At 48.4% G+C, this 16,051-nt stretch carries 12 protein-coding genes; 3 read left to right on the forward strand and 9 right to left on the reverse strand.

What is annotated here, in order from left to right; genetic code table 11:
• Positions 1–13: 13 nt before the first annotated feature.
• Positions 14–3,352 (forward strand): hypothetical protein, encoded by a 3,339-nt coding sequence (locus FP815_11325; protein MBA3015523.1) that lies wholly within the window; start codon positions 14–16, stop codon positions 3,350–3,352.
• A gap of 291 nt (positions 3,353–3,643) precedes the next feature.
• Positions 3,644–4,006, forward strand: coding sequence for a hypothetical protein (locus FP815_11330; protein ID MBA3015524.1), 363 nt, complete (start codon positions 3,644–3,646; stop codon positions 4,004–4,006).
• Between the two features lie 54 nt (positions 4,007–4,060).
• Here the strand turns inward: FP815_11330 and FP815_11335 are convergent, their stop codons facing one another.
• The 9 genes from FP815_11335 to FP815_11375 form a co-directional block, all read right to left on the reverse strand.
• Positions 4,061–5,281: a type II secretion system F family protein gene (locus tag FP815_11335; protein ID MBA3015525.1), complete on the reverse strand. Its 1,221-nt coding sequence runs from the start codon at positions 5,279–5,281 to the stop codon at positions 4,061–4,063.
• Between the two features lie 2 nt (positions 5,282–5,283).
• Entirely contained in the window at positions 5,284–6,978 is a 1,695-nt protein-coding gene (locus FP815_11340; protein ID MBA3015526.1) for a general secretion pathway protein GspE, read from the reverse strand.
• Positions 6,975–8,792, reverse strand: coding sequence for a hypothetical protein (locus tag FP815_11345; protein ID MBA3015527.1), 1,818 nt, complete (start codon positions 8,790–8,792; stop codon positions 6,975–6,977). Before FP815_11345 ends, FP815_11340 begins: the two co-directional genes overlap by 4 nt.
• Positions 8,692–9,231 (reverse strand): hypothetical protein, encoded by a 540-nt coding sequence (locus tag FP815_11350; GenBank protein ID MBA3015528.1) that lies wholly within the window; start codon positions 9,229–9,231, stop codon positions 8,692–8,694. The genes FP815_11345 and FP815_11350 overlap by 101 nt, the downstream gene beginning before the upstream one ends.
• Before the next feature lie 30 nt (positions 9,232–9,261).
• Positions 9,262–9,798 carry a hypothetical protein gene (locus FP815_11355; protein MBA3015529.1) on the reverse strand — a complete coding sequence of 179 codons (537 nt, stop codon included), beginning with the start codon at positions 9,796–9,798 and terminating at the stop codon, positions 9,262–9,264.
• Entirely contained in the window at positions 9,795–12,359 is a 2,565-nt protein-coding gene (locus FP815_11360; protein MBA3015530.1) for a hypothetical protein, read from the reverse strand. Before FP815_11360 ends, FP815_11355 begins: the two co-directional genes overlap by 4 nt.
• Positions 12,360–12,515: 156 nt before the next feature.
• On the reverse strand, positions 12,516–13,724 hold the full coding sequence (coaBC, locus tag FP815_11365; GenBank protein MBA3015531.1) for a bifunctional phosphopantothenoylcysteine decarboxylase/phosphopantothenate--cysteine ligase CoaBC: 1,209 nt from the start codon (positions 13,722–13,724) through the stop codon (positions 12,516–12,518).
• Positions 13,725–13,826: 102 nt separating this feature from the next.
• Complete coding sequence (locus FP815_11370; protein ID MBA3015532.1) at positions 13,827–14,297, reverse strand: hypothetical protein; 471 nt, start codon at positions 14,295–14,297, stop codon at positions 13,827–13,829.
• Between the two features lie 37 nt (positions 14,298–14,334).
• Complete coding sequence (locus FP815_11375) at positions 14,335–14,838, reverse strand: nitroreductase family protein (protein MBA3015533.1); 504 nt, start codon at positions 14,836–14,838, stop codon at positions 14,335–14,337.
• A gap of 470 nt (positions 14,839–15,308) precedes the next feature.
• Here FP815_11375 and FP815_11380 point away from each other — a divergent pair.
• A partial coding sequence (locus tag FP815_11380; GenBank protein ID MBA3015534.1) for an ammonia-forming cytochrome c nitrite reductase subunit c552 occupies positions 15,309–16,051 on the forward strand: 743 nt, incomplete at its 3' end.

The raw sequence follows: 16,051 nt of genomic DNA on the forward strand, positions 1-16,051 counted from the left end.
AAAAGGATAGAGGATGACGATTCGACAAGTGGCAATAAACCTTCGGACATGGCTGAGCATCCCTGTTCAGCGTCACATGGCATCGTGTCAGCAGGGTGCGGTCTTGATGATGACTATCATTGCGGTAACTATTGCCGCAAGCCTTGGCACGGCGATCTATTCCTTTGTCTCGACCTCGGCTCTAACTCAAGTTGGGTCCATGAACGATACCAAGGCCTATTATCTCGCTGAATCAGGGGGACATTATGCCGTCAAGCGATTGACCGGTATTGATTCCTCTAATGCCACTGTCCGTAATGCTTTGCTTACAGAGCTTGCGGCATCACCCTATACGGTAACTGATGCCGGACAGTTTGTTCTGCAGTCTTTTTCCTATACCACCTCTGGCGGATTTGCCCAGTTCAGTTTTTCAGCCAAGGGTATACCCACCGATGCTTCGATTTCACGAACAATCAGTTATATTGTTAAGGTGCCGGATCAAGGAGGAATCAATATTCCCTTTGATGGCACAGGCCCAACTTTGAATTCCGATAATTGGAATAAAAGCGGTAGCGTGGCACTAGATACTGCCAATCAGAAGGTGACACTCAATAGTGGAGTTACTTCCGGACAAGACAGTACTCAAGTGAGCCTTGATTGGAACAACCCCAATAGTACGCTGCCTGATCTGGCCGATGTCTGGACCTATGGTAATGGTATGCTTACTTACGAGATTCAGGCTAAAGTTAAGTTGTATAGTAACAATAGTGACGATGTCGCTGCCGGGATCTCATTCCGACTAAAAACTCAAGGAGACACCACGTTTAGTAACGACAGTTTTTACGGACTCTCCTATGTTTGGTGTTATGATCGTTCCGATACGCCTGCGCTCTGTGGATCTGATACTAATAAGACCTTTATCGTGCTGTGGAAACAACAAGCAAATGGCACTCAAACCGTGATTGGCAAACAACTTGCCAGCACTGTTGCCACAAGCCTGGTTAGTTCAGGCAAACTGGTCAGTTGGGCAACCCTTGTGGTGCGGGTTCAGGAGCAGCTTAATACTGTCACCGGGGTACGGGAGAATTTGATTTCAGCTTTTGTCGGTGATCCGGTAACGTATCCTAAAGGTACGATCCATTGGGATTACACCAAATTCGCGGTGGTAAAATGGCAGTCAGCCTTCTCCGGTACCGATTGTTCCGGTGGATTAAAATCGTCTGTTGCAGATGCAGATTTCTTGACGACCAATTTTAATACTCAACCCCAAGATGAGATCGGTGTTCATACCCTTGGCGGGACGATGGCCGAAGTGGCTGATCTCGCTGTCAGGTTTAATTTTGCCGGCGGGGAGGCCACGAATTGTGTTACCGGGACACCTGGTACCCTGTATTTTAAGTCTGCCACTTATTCAGTGAGTGAGGGGAGTGCTTCGGCGACCATCACCGTAGGCCGACAAAACGGGTCGGTCGGTACGGTTGGTGTCAGCTATGCCACCACTAGCGGCGGTACGGCAACAGCAGGGAGTGATTATACCACGACCTCCGGCACCCTCTCCTGGACTGAGGGTGATACGGCGGATAAGACTTTTACCATCCCCATTGTTAATGATTCTGCTTATGAGTCTAATGAGACCATCAATCTGGCTATCACCTCGGCCACCGGCGGTGCTGTCTTAGGTACACCCAATACCGCCGTGTTGACCATTAACGATAATGACGGCATTCGGGTGTTGAATGCTTGGCCATCAACGGCGATCAAGTCCGGGACATCCTCATCGATGAGTGGAACTTTTGCTACCAGCGTCGGTACTGACCGGTTCTTAGTTTGTGCTGTAACCTCCGAGTTAAGTGACGTTACTTCCAGTTTCTCGGTGAACGGCAATTACGGCGGTCAAAACTTTACCACGATCAAGAGCACCGGAGGCCTGTCCACTCGTCAGCATGTCTGGTTGGGCTATGTCAAGGAGAGTCAGATTGCGGCCCGCAGCAATGACACGGTCTCGGTATCGATTAGCGCCGACAGATCGACGAATGGCGCTGACCTTTATTGCGGTAGCTATGAGGGAGTTGAGCAGAGTAATCCTGTTGCTGGATCGCGTGCCAACTACAATTCCGGCAGCTCCACAGTTTCCTTTGGCGGCAACGTCTCTGTGGTGAATGGAGGTTATATTTTCTATGCCTTGGCGGCTAACGGCGCTTCATCCACACCTCCGTCAGGATATTTGGAGCACTGGGATCGCTCGGCAAACAGTTACTCCACCTCTGGTGCTTCGAAAAGAATTACGTCAACCGGTAGTGAAAATAGATCGTGGTCATTGAATTCTTCCGACCGTTGGGGCTTGGCTGTTGCTTCGCTTAATCCTACAGCAGGAGGAGGCAGCCCTGGTACTATCGATTTTAGTGCTACGGCCTATTCGGTGAATGAGGACGGCGGGACGGTGATCATCACCGCGACTCGGACTGGTGGTTCAACGGGTGCAGTGAGTGTTAATTATGCCACCTCCAATGGCACGGCCACTGCAGGTAGCGATTATACCTCTGCCTCCGGCACCTTGTCATGGGCCAATGGCGATTCGGCGAACAAAACTTTTACCGTATCCATTACCAATGATTCGTTGTTCGAATCTGCCGAAACCATTAATCTCACCCTCTCCAATCCCACCGGCGGTGTTGCTCTAGGTGATTCAAGCGCGATATTGACTATAGTTGATAATGATAACGCTGCAGCGGTCACCGCCTTGAATTCCTGGCTGTCTCTAGATACTGGGACCTCCTCATCAATGAGTGGCAGCTTTACCACTAGTTCCGGAACCAATCGCTTGTTGGTGTGTAGCGTTACAGCGGAATTAAGTTCGTCAGCCTCAATTTTCTCGGTTAGCGGAAATTATGGAGGTAGAAACTTTACTACTCTGACCAGCACAAGCGGCAGCGGAAATCGCCAACACGTCTGGCTTGGCTATTTGAAGGAGAGTGATATTGCCGCTCGTAGCAGCAATTCTGTGTCAGTATCAATTTCATCCACTCAATCGACCTCTGCGGCGGATCTTTATTGCGGCAGCTATCAGTATGTCAATCAGGCCAGTCCCATAACCAATTCTCTTACCAATTCCAATGCATCTGGCAGCAGCACAGTATCTTTTGGCGGAAATGTTACTGTTGATACCGGAGGGTATATCATCTATGCCTTAGCTACCAATGAAGCCTCTTCATCTTCTCCTTCCGGGTATGTGGAGCACTGGGATAAGACTGTTAATGGTTATTCGACTTCCGGGGCCTCGAAGGCGATAACGATTGGTGGGGTCGAGAATAAATCGTGGTCATTGACCAGCAGTGAACGATGGGGGCTGGCTATTGGCTCTCTCCGACCTTAGGCGCTGGATTTGCAGTTTTGGAGAAATATTTACGATAGACTCTTATGTTTTTTAGAGGAGCGGGCGCTTAGGATGGTGCAATTATTGAGTCTCGCCAAGATAGTGTTGGGGTTTGTATAGTGTCAACTAACGGTTTAACAAACATACGAACAATTAACAGGTGATGTCGTACTGTTAATTATAGAAGAAAATCAAAGATGAATATTTAGTCGATTTAGTAATAGTCAAGTGCGATTGGACATCTCGTCCTGTCGCACTTGAAACACATGATCCATAGAAAGGAGAATCGCCATGTCAAAACACTATCATATCTGCCTTATCGCATTTATCAGTGTGCTCGCCGTCGGCTTGACGGTATCAATTACACCTCAAATTGAATCCTTTGGCCAGGGGTTTTCCTTGGGGGTGACAACTGTATTAGCTGATGATGACGACCATCGTTATGGCTCGGATGGCTATGACGAAGATGATCGTGATCGTGAAGGCCGTGACCGTGATGGGTATGATCATGAGGGGTACAGCAAGGACGGTTATCGCCGTGACCGGTCATATCACAAAGATCGTGATCATAGGAGACGTGAAAAAACGAAGACTACCGGCACTTCCGGCAGTGAACAACCATTTGTGGTAAAGCCCAAGGTCAATCAGTATTAATGTTGGGGGGACTTGGGGACGGTATCAAAGTGATGGTCAACCAGCGGTCGACCATCACTTTGCCATTTTAGTGAGATCCCACATCGGCATGAAGATGGCGAGGGCGAAGAATCCGACCACGCCGGTCAATACCACGATTAGAATCGGGCCGATAGCTTCAGACAATCCGGCCACGGCATATTCCACTTCTTCATCATAGTGACTGGCAACCTGGCTCAGCATCTCGTCCAAGGAACCGGACTCTTCACCAATGGCGATCATGTTGACTACCATGGGCGGGAAAAACTGCGATTTGCGCAAAGGGTTAGAAATTCCATGACCTTCGCGCATTTTTTCGGCGAGGTTGTTGAACTCCTGGGCGATGGCGGCATTACCGATGGTGGCGGAGAGGATCTCAAACGAGGTCAGGACGCTGACCCCGCTGGAAAGAAGGATGGCCAGGATACTGGCAAAGCGCGACATGGCCGATTTGATAAATAGAGGGCCGACGATGGGAAGACGGATCAGGAAGAGATCCATGGTGATCGCTCCCTTTTCGGTCTTGATCGCCAGTTTAAGGCCTACGATCAAAGAGATAACCGTGCCCAGCATTATCGGCCAGTAACTCTGCATGCCCTGATACATCATCAGGCAGACTTTGGTGGGCATGGGTAGGTCAATGCCTACTTTGGTAAAGATACTGACAAATTTGGGGATGACGAAGTTTAACAGAAAAAAGAAGGCCCCAAACAAGGTGAACATTACCATTTTGGGATAGGCCAGCGCCGATTTGATGTCCCTTTTGACTTTGAATTCATGCTCAAGGATGAATGTTACCCGGTCAAGCACCTCAGGCATAGTGCCACTGATTTCGCCGGCGTTGATCAGTCCGCAGTACAGCGAGGAAAAAATGTGCGGCTGGCGTTTGAATACCACCGACAAGGTGGCGCCTTCTTGGACCTCTTTTTCCATCTGCGTCAGGGCAATTTTCAGGGTGGGGTTTTTAGCTTGATCACCGAGGATGTTGAGGGTCTTCATGATCGGGATGCCGGTGCGCAGCATGGTCCGAAACTGTTTAGTGAAAAGAATGATTTCCGGTTGTTTGACTTTGGTTGCGAAGATATTCGCGAGGCTATTGCTTCCCGGAGAGGCCTCTTGCTGGGCGGGAACGACCTTTATAGGTATTTGGCCTTGGCGGACGATTTGGTTTTGGGCTGCGGTTAGTGATTCTGCCTCCATCACACCTTCGATGGTCTTACCTTGTCCCGTGATGGCGGTAAACTTGAATTGTGCCATGATCAGACGATTACAGTTTTAGCGGCTTCTTCAAAGGTCGTTGCCCCTTCCATTACCCGGAGCAAGGCTATGTCGCGTAGGGTGGTCAATTTTCTGTTCTCCCTCAAGATGTTGGTAATCTCGGTGGATGATTTGCCCTGAAGGATCATCTCTCGAACACTATCATCGACTTTTAGAATTTCGTAAATTCCCATCCGTCCTTTATGTCCGGAGTGCATACAGTAGCTGCACCCCTTTCCCTTCATGAAATTTGCTTCGATTGCCTGTGGCAGACCCCAGTATTTAAGCGTTGCCGGTGATGGCTGGAACGGTTCCAGGCAGTAACTGCAGTTTCTGCGGACCAAACGTTGGGCGCAGACGCCAAGGAGTGAGGATGAGATCAGAAACGGTTCCACCCCCATGTTGTTAAGGCGGGTAATTGCGCTGGCCGAGTCATTGGTGTGCAGGGTGCTTAAGACCAGATGGCCGGTCAGAGCGGCTTGAGTAGCGATCATCGCTGTTTCGCCGTCGCGGATCTCGCCGACCATGATCACGTCAGGGTCCTGGCGAAGGATTGAGCGCAAGCCTGAAGCGAAGGTCATCCCGGCTTTTGAGTTGAGTTGTACTTGTCGTGCTCCTTCCATCCGGTATTCCACCGGGTCTTCCAGTGTAATAACATTAATCTCGGGAGAAATTACCTCCTTTAATATGGCGTAGAGCGAACTCGATTTGCCGCTTCCGGTGGGTCCGGCGCTCAAGATCATTCCGTATGGCTGAGTAGCGAGGTGCATCAGCGCTTCTAGATCTTTTTCAAGCAGCCCGAGTTTGTTTAAGGGGAGGGAGCCGGCGCTGACAAAGAGCAGCCGCATGACCATGTTTTCACCGTAAATGGTCGGTAGAGTAGATACCCGGATGCTGACTTCCTGATTATCAATATTAATATTGAAACGGCCATCCAGCGGAATTCTGGTGTTGGTGATATCCATGTTCGCCAGGATCTTGAGACGGGAGATTATCCCGCTTAGCATGGATCGTGGCGGTGGCGGGACCTCATGCAGTTTGCCGTCGATCCTCAATCTGACCTGGGCACGATCTTTTTCTGCGCCGATATGAATATCTGAGGCTTTTTCTGCAACCCCTTGCCTAAGAATGGAATTAACCAGGCGGATAACTGGGGCGGCGTCTACCATGTCACGAAGGTCGCTTAAGTCCTCCTTTTTATTATCTTCAACAGTTTCGATGGTCAGTTTGTCATCGATCTTGTCGAGGATATCCTTGACCTCGGAATGGATGCCGTAAATTCCGTTGGTCAGCAGGTTAAGCTGGGATTTAGAGCAGATAACAGGCTCGACTTCGATATCGCATAGTTTTTCCAGCGCATCCAACGCCTGAATGTCCATGGGGTCAACCATGGCCACAGTGAGAATGAAATCACCTCTGCGCAAGGGAACCAAACGGTATTTGCTGGCCAATTCATTGTCGATAACCAGGGCCAGTTCTGGCGTTATTTCATATTCATTGGGGTCGAATTTTTTGATTTGGAGCTGGGAACTCAGCATTTCGATGATCTTATCTTCAGGGACAATATCCTTGTCGATAAGAAAATCACCGAGACGAAGTCCAGACCCTTTCTGTCTGGCAAGAGCGTCTTCGAGACCTTCCTTGGTGAGCAGGCCGGCGTCAGTCAGCATTTCACCCAGGCGTTTGCGGGTCCTCATGGTTGATCCCCTAACGTGATTGGATCGATGGGTTTGGTCAGAATTTTAGGGGTAATAAAGATTAACAGTTCTTCAAATTCATTGCTGGTGGAGTCTTTTTTGAACAGCCAGCCAAATCCGGGGACATCCTTGAGTCCTGGGACTCCTGTGTTGGAGCCGGAGTGAGTCTCTTTCGATAGTCCCGCTAGGACGACAGTTGTATTGTTTTCTACAATCAGTTGGGTCTTGGCTAATTTCTTGATGATATATGGGTTACCAAGTACGGCATTGGCGGTATCGACTTCATCTTTTTTGGCCTCGATATTCAGCTTGATCATTCGATCAGAAATAACATGTGGGGTCACGGTCAGGTTTAAAGTAGCGTCTTTGTAAGAGGTAGAGGGGTTGCCGTTGCTGTCAACCGTTTGCACAGGGACGGATTTCCCTGATTCGATGATTGCCTGGGAGTTGTCCAGGGTGGCGATGGAGGGACTGGACAGAATATTAAGCTTTCCGTCTCGTTGCAGGGCAGAGAGTTGAGCGTTCAGCAGCATATCATTACCATTGACGATAAGTCCGATTGTGGCTGGAAGTATGCCCTTTATTGAGGATGCACCTAATGAGACATTTTGGCCTATGGTCGTGGCGTTAGCAGCGGGATAAATTAAGTGACCAGGGACGGCTGGTGTAGCGGCAACTCCAAGAGAGCCTACTACGCTGGGAATCAACGGTGTTCCTGATGTGCCGGGGACGGCTGGTGCAGAGGAAGATCCAATGATGCTAGACGTGCCGGCGACAGCTGCTGTGCCAGGGACATAAGTCGCGGCAGAAGTACCTGGATTAAGATTGACTTGAGAGTCCCCCAATACTCCACGAGCACTCATAGCACCCCACTGAATTCCTAATTCTCGAGCGGTATCCTTGGTAGTTTCGACAATATGGGCCTCGATCAAGATTTGGGCAGTGGGCTTGTCTAATTCGTGAATTAGAATCAGCAGCTTGTTCATGTTGGCTTCAGTTTCCGAGAGGATCAGTGAGCGGGAATGCTGATCTATCGAGGCTGAGCCGCGGGGTTTGCCGTCTTTATCCTTAGAGAGTAGCAGATTGACAGTTTCTGCAATTGTCTTGGGATCGGAAAATTCGACAGGAACAATCTTGGTCACCAGGTTTGAAACCTGCTGTTCTTGAAGATGGAGGGTTTTACGTTCGACCTGTTGTTTGAGGTCAGCCATTGACATGACATGGAGCAGGTTGGCCTCCTTGACAACAGTGAGGTTGTAACTGTTGATGATACCCATGAAAACCTTGTTCCACGGGGTTTCCTGGGTTTGGAGGTTGAGTTTGCCTTCAACGCTCGGGCTGATAAGGATGTTCTGAAGACCAATTCTGGCGAGGGTCCTGAGCGAGGTAGCCAGATCATCATCGATAAATCGTACTGTAAGAGGGGTTGTGGGCAAGTCTAAAAGCGTTTCATCTGTTTTGTCAGTGGGTACTGTTGCAGGTATGGCAGGTGATTTCTCACCCTCTGGAGAGGTGATGGATTCAGAAAGGGACAGTTGAGTTGGGGTGTAAGGAGGTGATGACTTGGCTTTGGTTTTCCACTTGTCAAAAAAATCATCTTTTGCCGGTTCATGAGGGACACAGCCGGAAAACAAGATGGCGCATGTCAAAAATAGAGTAGCGATTTGTGCGAATAGCTTTGTTGTCATGGTGATCATGGCCTTGAGTTGTATTCTATTCAGGTTGAGGCGGAGTTTGGCCGGGAACAGGTGGTTGAAGTTCGGTGGTGGCGGGAATGTCAAAATTGGCATCGCTCGCGCTGATCTGTACCGCATCAATGGTGATTTTGGTTATGGTGAAACCTTCTATTTGCTCGCCTATCCGGTAATCCATGTTGTTGATGATGGCAATACGGTCATCTCCCATTGATACAAAACCTGAGTAATAGAGATCGTTGACCTTGGCTCTCAGTTCATTCATCAACGCCTCCCGTGTCTCATCAACTTTTTTTTCTCCATCAAAATCAATAAGTTCTGTAGTGAAAATTTGTTTTGGCCAAGGATCATTGATTGAAACAGTTAGGGCGGCGATTTTTATGTTATCAGCTGAAATCAAGGCCTCAAGTTCTGCCGAGGACATGGCTATAACAGGGGATGAGGTGTTAAGGGAGAGCGACTCCAATTTTTTTTTCTTGCTGGTCAGGGTAAAGTCAATCACACCATAAAGTGCAGCAACTACAACCATGATCACGATTATTTTTTCACGTTTTTCCATTGATAGTGTCTTTATTCGTGTGCCTGATGGTTATGCCAAGTCTATGGTGTAGATCAGGGTGAACCGTAGCGTGGAGGTCCCTGGATGAATTTCAAGTCGGTCGATCTTCCGGACATAGGGCAGGGAGAGCAGTTTGAGCAAAAATAAGCGGAGCGTGTTCAGTTCACCGTAACACTCAGCCTTTACCGATAAGCTACTCCAGTCTGTTTTGTTGTCAAGAAGCGGATCAATTCTATCAACATTTAGAGAAACTTCTTTGGCAAATGCTCGGAAATCATCAGTTATCCGGCTAGTTTTGTTCTGTGGCAGCGGGGCCAATTCCGCAACTTGTGGAGTTGGTTGCTGGTCAAGTTTGGTTAGAATGTTATCAATGGTTGCGATGTCTGTCTGGTTTTGATTCTGTCGGGCGAGCTGTTGGGTGATTTCAGTTATTTCTTGATCAAGCTTACGATGATGCGCGTTGAGTGGCAGGATGCCGATGATGACAAGCAATAGAAGTCCGCCAAGACAGAGGCAGAGGAAAATAACGTTGTTCCGGCTGAATGAGAGTTGATTGAGTTGGCTCATGTGGCTGGGGGGTCCAGAAAACTAAGGGAGGTTGTGAGCCTGACTTCGAACCGGAGTATTTCTTGGTTGTTCAGGGAGGCATTTGTTTGAGATTGCAGGATCGGGTCACTAAGCATCTTTAGTTGAGCGAGATCTTTAAGGAGACTCATCAGGATGAAGTCCTGATTTTCTGACGGAGCGCTAATGAAGCCACTGATGGTTAATGAGCCATTCAGAGGGGTTTCTTGCGGGTTGCGCAAAACCTTAGTCTCAGGTTCCAAATCGAGGACAAGGTCTGTTAGGGTGATTTCCTTGCCTAAGGTTCTGGTTAACTCAGTGATTAGAGCAACGGCTTTAAACCGCTTTGTTTTGGATTTATTATCAAGATGAAATTGAGTGATTTTCTGGACGGATTGAGTGAGGTATTCGCTGTCACGGGTGCGTGGTTCCACCTTGAAATTGTTTTCGAGTTGTGCTTGAAGACGAATGACATCTTGTTTCTTGTCGAGTTCCTTGTTGTATTGCCAGGCAAAGGTGACTCCTAAGCTAATCGCGAGACAGATTGAGACAATGGCGATAAGAGAGTTGACCTTTTTACTTGATGTCTCTCTTGCCCGGTGCGCATAGGTAAACAGGAAATTAGCAGTAGTTTGTATGTTTGACAGAGACAGTCCTGCTGCAACTATCAGATTGGAGATGCTAGGGGGAGAGAGTACTGAGTTTTGATGAAAAATCGTTGAAGAGAGCGGTTCAATGAGCGAGCATTTAATACCAACCTTATTCTCGACCGACTTAAGAATTGCATCATTGATAATAAATTCTCCTGATGTTGCTATTGCTCCAACAGGAGGAATCTTGAAGGTGGTGGAGCAGTACTCAAATGTGCGGACCAGCTGTCTGGCCAATCGTCCGATGACAGATAATTTCTCCCAATCGAATAACGGGGCGAGGGTACTATTGTTATGGTGTAAACTGGTGCCATGAGCGCCAGATCGAAAGAGGTACTCTTTGGCATTCTCTTCGTCAATAACGATATTTTGACTCTGTGCCTGCTCGATCAAGGATTCGACGAAGCTGTCAGTGCCGGTTTTTATCACCCGGCTAAAGAAAATTTTTCCTTGGTGAAAAAGATCAATGAAGGAGTAGTTTTTTCGGATTGTGAAGTAGACAACAGGTTGATCTGTCGGGATTGATGGGTCGTGATGTAAATAATTTTGGATTGCTGCGGCAGGAAAGGATATTCCAGTCAGCGGGAACCCGGCATTTTTGAACATTGATTTTACACCATCAACCTCAGTTTGTGGGGCCAGTGTGACGAGCGTCTGGATCTTCGCTTGGTTGGACTCGGTGATCTCCTGTAGCGGAAAGTAGTCGAAAATATGAATAGTTTCATCGAATTCAAGCTCTCGTTTTGCCGACCAATAGACAGCAGTGGAAAGATCTTTTTCTGCTACCTTGGGGATGGTGATGTTGTGCAGTTCAACCGGTTTTACGAAAGGGTAAGAACACCAAATTTCATGGTGTTCTTGGCTGGTGTGGAAGCTTGCCACGGTTTTAAAGAGGACCGCCATGAATTCCTGGTCCTCAAACAGATTTATTGGTTCTGCCACAGGAGCAAATTCATACGGGACAGATTCGTAAGCCAGAAGATCTGGCCCGTTTTTGTTGGTTTGTGATTTGACAATATGGATTACTCCAGGCCTGATATCGATGCCGATCGTGGTCTTGGTTGTTGAGCTAAGACGTTTTAAGTTTAGAAGACTACGGAGGCTGAAAGCTGAGGGTGGAGTTAACGATGCTGATACTTTATCATCTTCATGTTCCGGACCATGGAGGATAGCCTGATCAGGTTGGGGGAACAGCAAGATATCTTCATCGTCATCATCGTGTGGATGTGAAGAGGCGGAAGGTTTATTGTTCTCCGCGGATGGTAGTAGAGGAGCTGATTCATCAGCCACGGGAGTCTCAATGCTGTGATCTGAAGGACTTGGTTGCTCAGGCTGAGGTGGCGGAGAAGGTTTTTCAACGTTGAGAATAGTATCATTGCTGATTTCATTATTTTCTAACGTGAGTGTGAAATTACTTTCTTCATCGGTTGTTAGGGCAGTTTCCGTTGATTCAAGATCACTTAGTTCAATACTATTTTGCTTATTTGGCAATTGGGAATCAAAATCGGCAATGGGCTCTGTTAGTTCGGTTGCTTGATCAGCATCTTTTCTTTCTGACGAGAGGGACGAACGAATCAAATCGAGTAGTTTGTCGGTATCTTTGGTGGTGGAAGTCTCGGGAGATATGGGCTGCTCAAGGGGAGGTGAAGGGGAGGGGGCGTTGTCACCTTCATCGGCAGGTGTTTCTAATGTCAGGGGTATTTCATTGTCTTTCTCGGGAGCTAATACTCTTGCAGTTGTGGCGCTGGCAGAATGGGGTTCAGTTTTCTGAGGACTTGGAACGTCAGGATTTGGTTCAGAAATAAGATCAGAGGTATTGTTGCCATGAACAGCGTCTTTTTTTTCTGTTGAAGAGGATGCGCGAATCAGCTCGAGTAATCTTTCCGTTGCAGTGATTTCGCTAGGTGTGGTCATATATAAAAAATGTGTGAACAGTTACCGTAATGTTGGATAGTAAGACATCAAACCATGCCATATATATTTAATAGGTATAGCGGATTGAGCTGGGGTGTACAACAAAAAATGATGGTAACTGTCTGTGTGGAAAAGAAAAACCAACTTTATTCCGGGTCAGATCAGCTGAGAGATGCGATCAAGGATGCGGTGGGATGTTTCTTCTTTTGAGAGTAGAGGGAGCGATGTTGTCCCTCCGTTTTTATCGATGATGATGACCTGGTTGGTATCTGCGGCAAACCCTGTGTCTTGTCGTAATATATCATTAACAATCATAAGATCGAGGTTTTTACTAGCCAGCTTGCGCAGTCCTTCTTTAATGTGATTTTCACTTTCTGCGGCGAAGCCAACCAAAAGGGGGCGGGAATCCTTTCCCTTTTGTGCTCCGAGTTCATAAAGAATATCGGGATTGGCAGTCAGGTCAAGGCAGGAAGATGTTGTGGCTACCTTTTTAATCTTTTGATCGGAGATGGTATTCGGTCGGAAGTCCGAGACTGCTGCGGTTTTGATGATCACTGTTGCGGCATGGTATCTTTCGAAAACTGCCTGTCGCATCTCCAGTGCAGTTCGAACCTGGATTATTTCGACACCGATGGGGGGAGGAAGATTACTTGGTCCTGAGATCAGAGTCACCATGGCTCCACGCTGACAGGCGGCGCTGGCCAAAGCATAACCCATTTTTCCGGTCGAGCGATTACTGATGAAGCGGACGGGATCAAGCGGTTCCTGGGTTGGTCCTGCGGTGATCAAAATATGTTGATTGGTCAAGTCTTGCGCAGAGAGGGCGGTTGCTATAGCGGCTTCGGCAGTGGACCATTCCGGAAGTCGTCCTGGACCGTGGTCACCACATGCCATGGAGCCGCAGTCTGGTGGGATAACTGTATAGTCCAGTGTGGTGAGCTGAGTGATATTGTTTTGGGTCGCGGGGTGAAGATACATGGCGCTATTCATTGCCGGAAAGACCAAAACCTTGGCTTGGGTTGCCAGAGCAATCGTTGAAAGCAGCGTATCTGCCATGCCGTGGGCCAAGCGGGCAATAGTATTGGCTGTTGCCGGAGCGATGATCATCAGATCACATTTTTTTGCCAAAGTTATGTGGGCGATGGACTCCGGATGCTGCGAATCAAAGATTTCGCATTCTACCTTGTTGCCGGAGAGGGCAGCAAAGGTGAGGGGGGTCACAAAGCGAGTGGCAGACTCGGTCATTACCACAGTGACTTCAGCACCACGCTGACGTAACGCTCTGATCCAGTCAGCCGCTTTATAGGCTGCTATGCCACCGGTGATGCCGAAAAGAATGTGTTTGTCAGTAAAAGGGTGTGACATGTTAGTAAGACCTACCCTGGGGAAATATTGGATACGGAAGTTTGCTGATTACGAGACAACACAGCTCTGTGGTGTAAGGAAGTGGTGGAAACATGGATGGCATTATAAGCTACCGTCATTACTTCCCCCTGAGGTGAGATCCTCAGTCATGTAGGCGTAGACTTTGGTGCTGGTACCTAATTCACCTTCATACAGTGTGATCATGCAATTCTTGTTGGGCTTGGAAAAAGCCAGGAGCACATTTTTATAATGAGCTTCACCTGTTAATTTCCATCCGTTTTGCTGCATGGTGCGGGTAAAGAAGTCGGTTAACGACCTGACTTCGAGCCTCCCGGTCATGTACACAATTCCACCAGCAAAGGAACTTGTGTTGACGTAGAGCGTCTTGCTGCTGTCAAGGGTCAGCTCATTGGGAACTTCCAGGTCACGGAATTTGGTCGGGTAGTACGTGTTGCTGGTTGATGTTCCATCAGACTGGTTCGTGGGGCCGAGGTTCATGTTTGAACACCCGGTGAGCCATGAAACTATTAACAGGGTGAATAGAATTTTACATACATTGCTGATTGTAGCCATGGTGGGATTCCTCCTTTGTTTTATCTGTGCATATAATTTAGATCAAGAATTGTTCAAGGGGTTTACGGGAAGAGCTTTGATTATGGTGTTTAGCATAACCGATAGCGATTATCGCCATCAGGTCGAACTGGTTGCTGACGCTGAGGATAGAGTTAACCATTAATTTGTTTTTTAGAATCTGGCCAAGCCACACACCGGCTAGTCCAAGCGCTTCAATTGCCAGGAGCATGTTTTGGATGCAGGCTCCTGCCGCCTGGTGATCTTTAACGGGATCGTAGATGGCGGCGTTATCAAGGTAGATTGCAATTAAAGCAGGGGCTGCGAGGATAATGTGGCTATACGTTGTTTGTTCGGCAAGTGCGGTTTTTAACTCCGCATCTTGAATGATGCGGAATCGCCATGGTTGATTATTGAGCCCGGAAGGGGCCCAGATCCCTGCTCTGATAACTTCTCGAAGTAATTCTTCTGTTACCGGTTCAGCGGTAAAATCTCGGATGCTCCGGCGGTGAAAAATGGCGTCAAGAACGGATGATTGTTGCATGAGCTTTTATATACTAAGGTTTTTTCCTAAAATCCAGAGAAAGGTGATCTTCTCTTCCTTGCCATCTTTTGGATGATCTAGTAGATGGTTGATGCTGATTTTTTGTATTGGTCACTAGAAATGAGAGAACGAGGACCAATTATTATCGAGTTTTAAGTAATTGTTCACCAGAAGCGTTGAACGTGCGGATTTCACCAGACTGTAAACGTTTACCGGGTGCCCCAGCCGGAGTCTCCCGACGGTCGCTTACCTGCGCGATTTATATTGACCCGCTTCGTCGGTCAATAAAGCGATCTGCGAAGTGTGCTAGTTGCACATGAGCAGGCCGCTAACAGCTAAGCGAGTTTGCGAGACTGCGAAGCAGATGGGGTGCCCGGTGAACGTTTACGAAATATCGACCAACTACGCTCTTAAGTTCGGACAGCGGGCACACGCCCACCTCACAAACACAAGGCAGAAGGGGGAGAAAAATGGAAAAAACAGGACCACGGAAAAAAAAGCATCCCGTACTAATGGCCATGCTCTTATTGGCACTTATTAGCAGCCCTGCCATGGCCGCCGAAGAGAAAAACGTCAAGGCAGAAGAGTGCTACCAATGCCACGATGCTGTGCAATCACTGCACCAAGGCAGTAAACATGGGGGAGTCAACTGCTCTTCCTGCCACTCCGGCTTAGCCGCTCACCTCAAAGACCAATCTCCCGCCAACCGTCCAGGCACCAACCTGTCGTGGGAGGCCTGCGGCGCCTGCCACAAGGAACAGCATCAGAGCTTCAACGAGACTTCCTACCACCGGCCAGCCCGGGACGAAAAATCACAACTCACCAACCGGGCGCCAAACCCCTACTGGGACAAACTGATGGCAGGTCACGGTTTCACCAAGGAACACGCCCTGACCCGCAGTCACAACTGGATGCTGGTCGACCAATTCGTCGTGGATCGAGCCTTTGGTGGCCGCTTCCAACCGAAAAATGGCTGGTTGTATGTCGCTGAGCCCGGCGGCAAAAAGGCCTGGGATTATCTGGTGGACACCATCCCTGGTTCCAATGAACAAAAGGCCTTTATCCCCCAAAGCGCTGCCGCAGCCAACCCGGTATGCCTGCAGTGCAAGACCCAGGACCAAATCCTGGACTGGGCATATCTGGGAGACCCGGACAAAGGAGCAAAGTGGTCCAGAACTTCCAATGTCGTGGACCTGGCACGAGCAAACAACCA

Source organism: Desulfobulbaceae bacterium (assembly GCA_013792005.1).
Classification (GTDB): Bacteria; Desulfobacterota; Desulfobulbia; order Desulfobulbales; family VMSU01; genus VMSU01.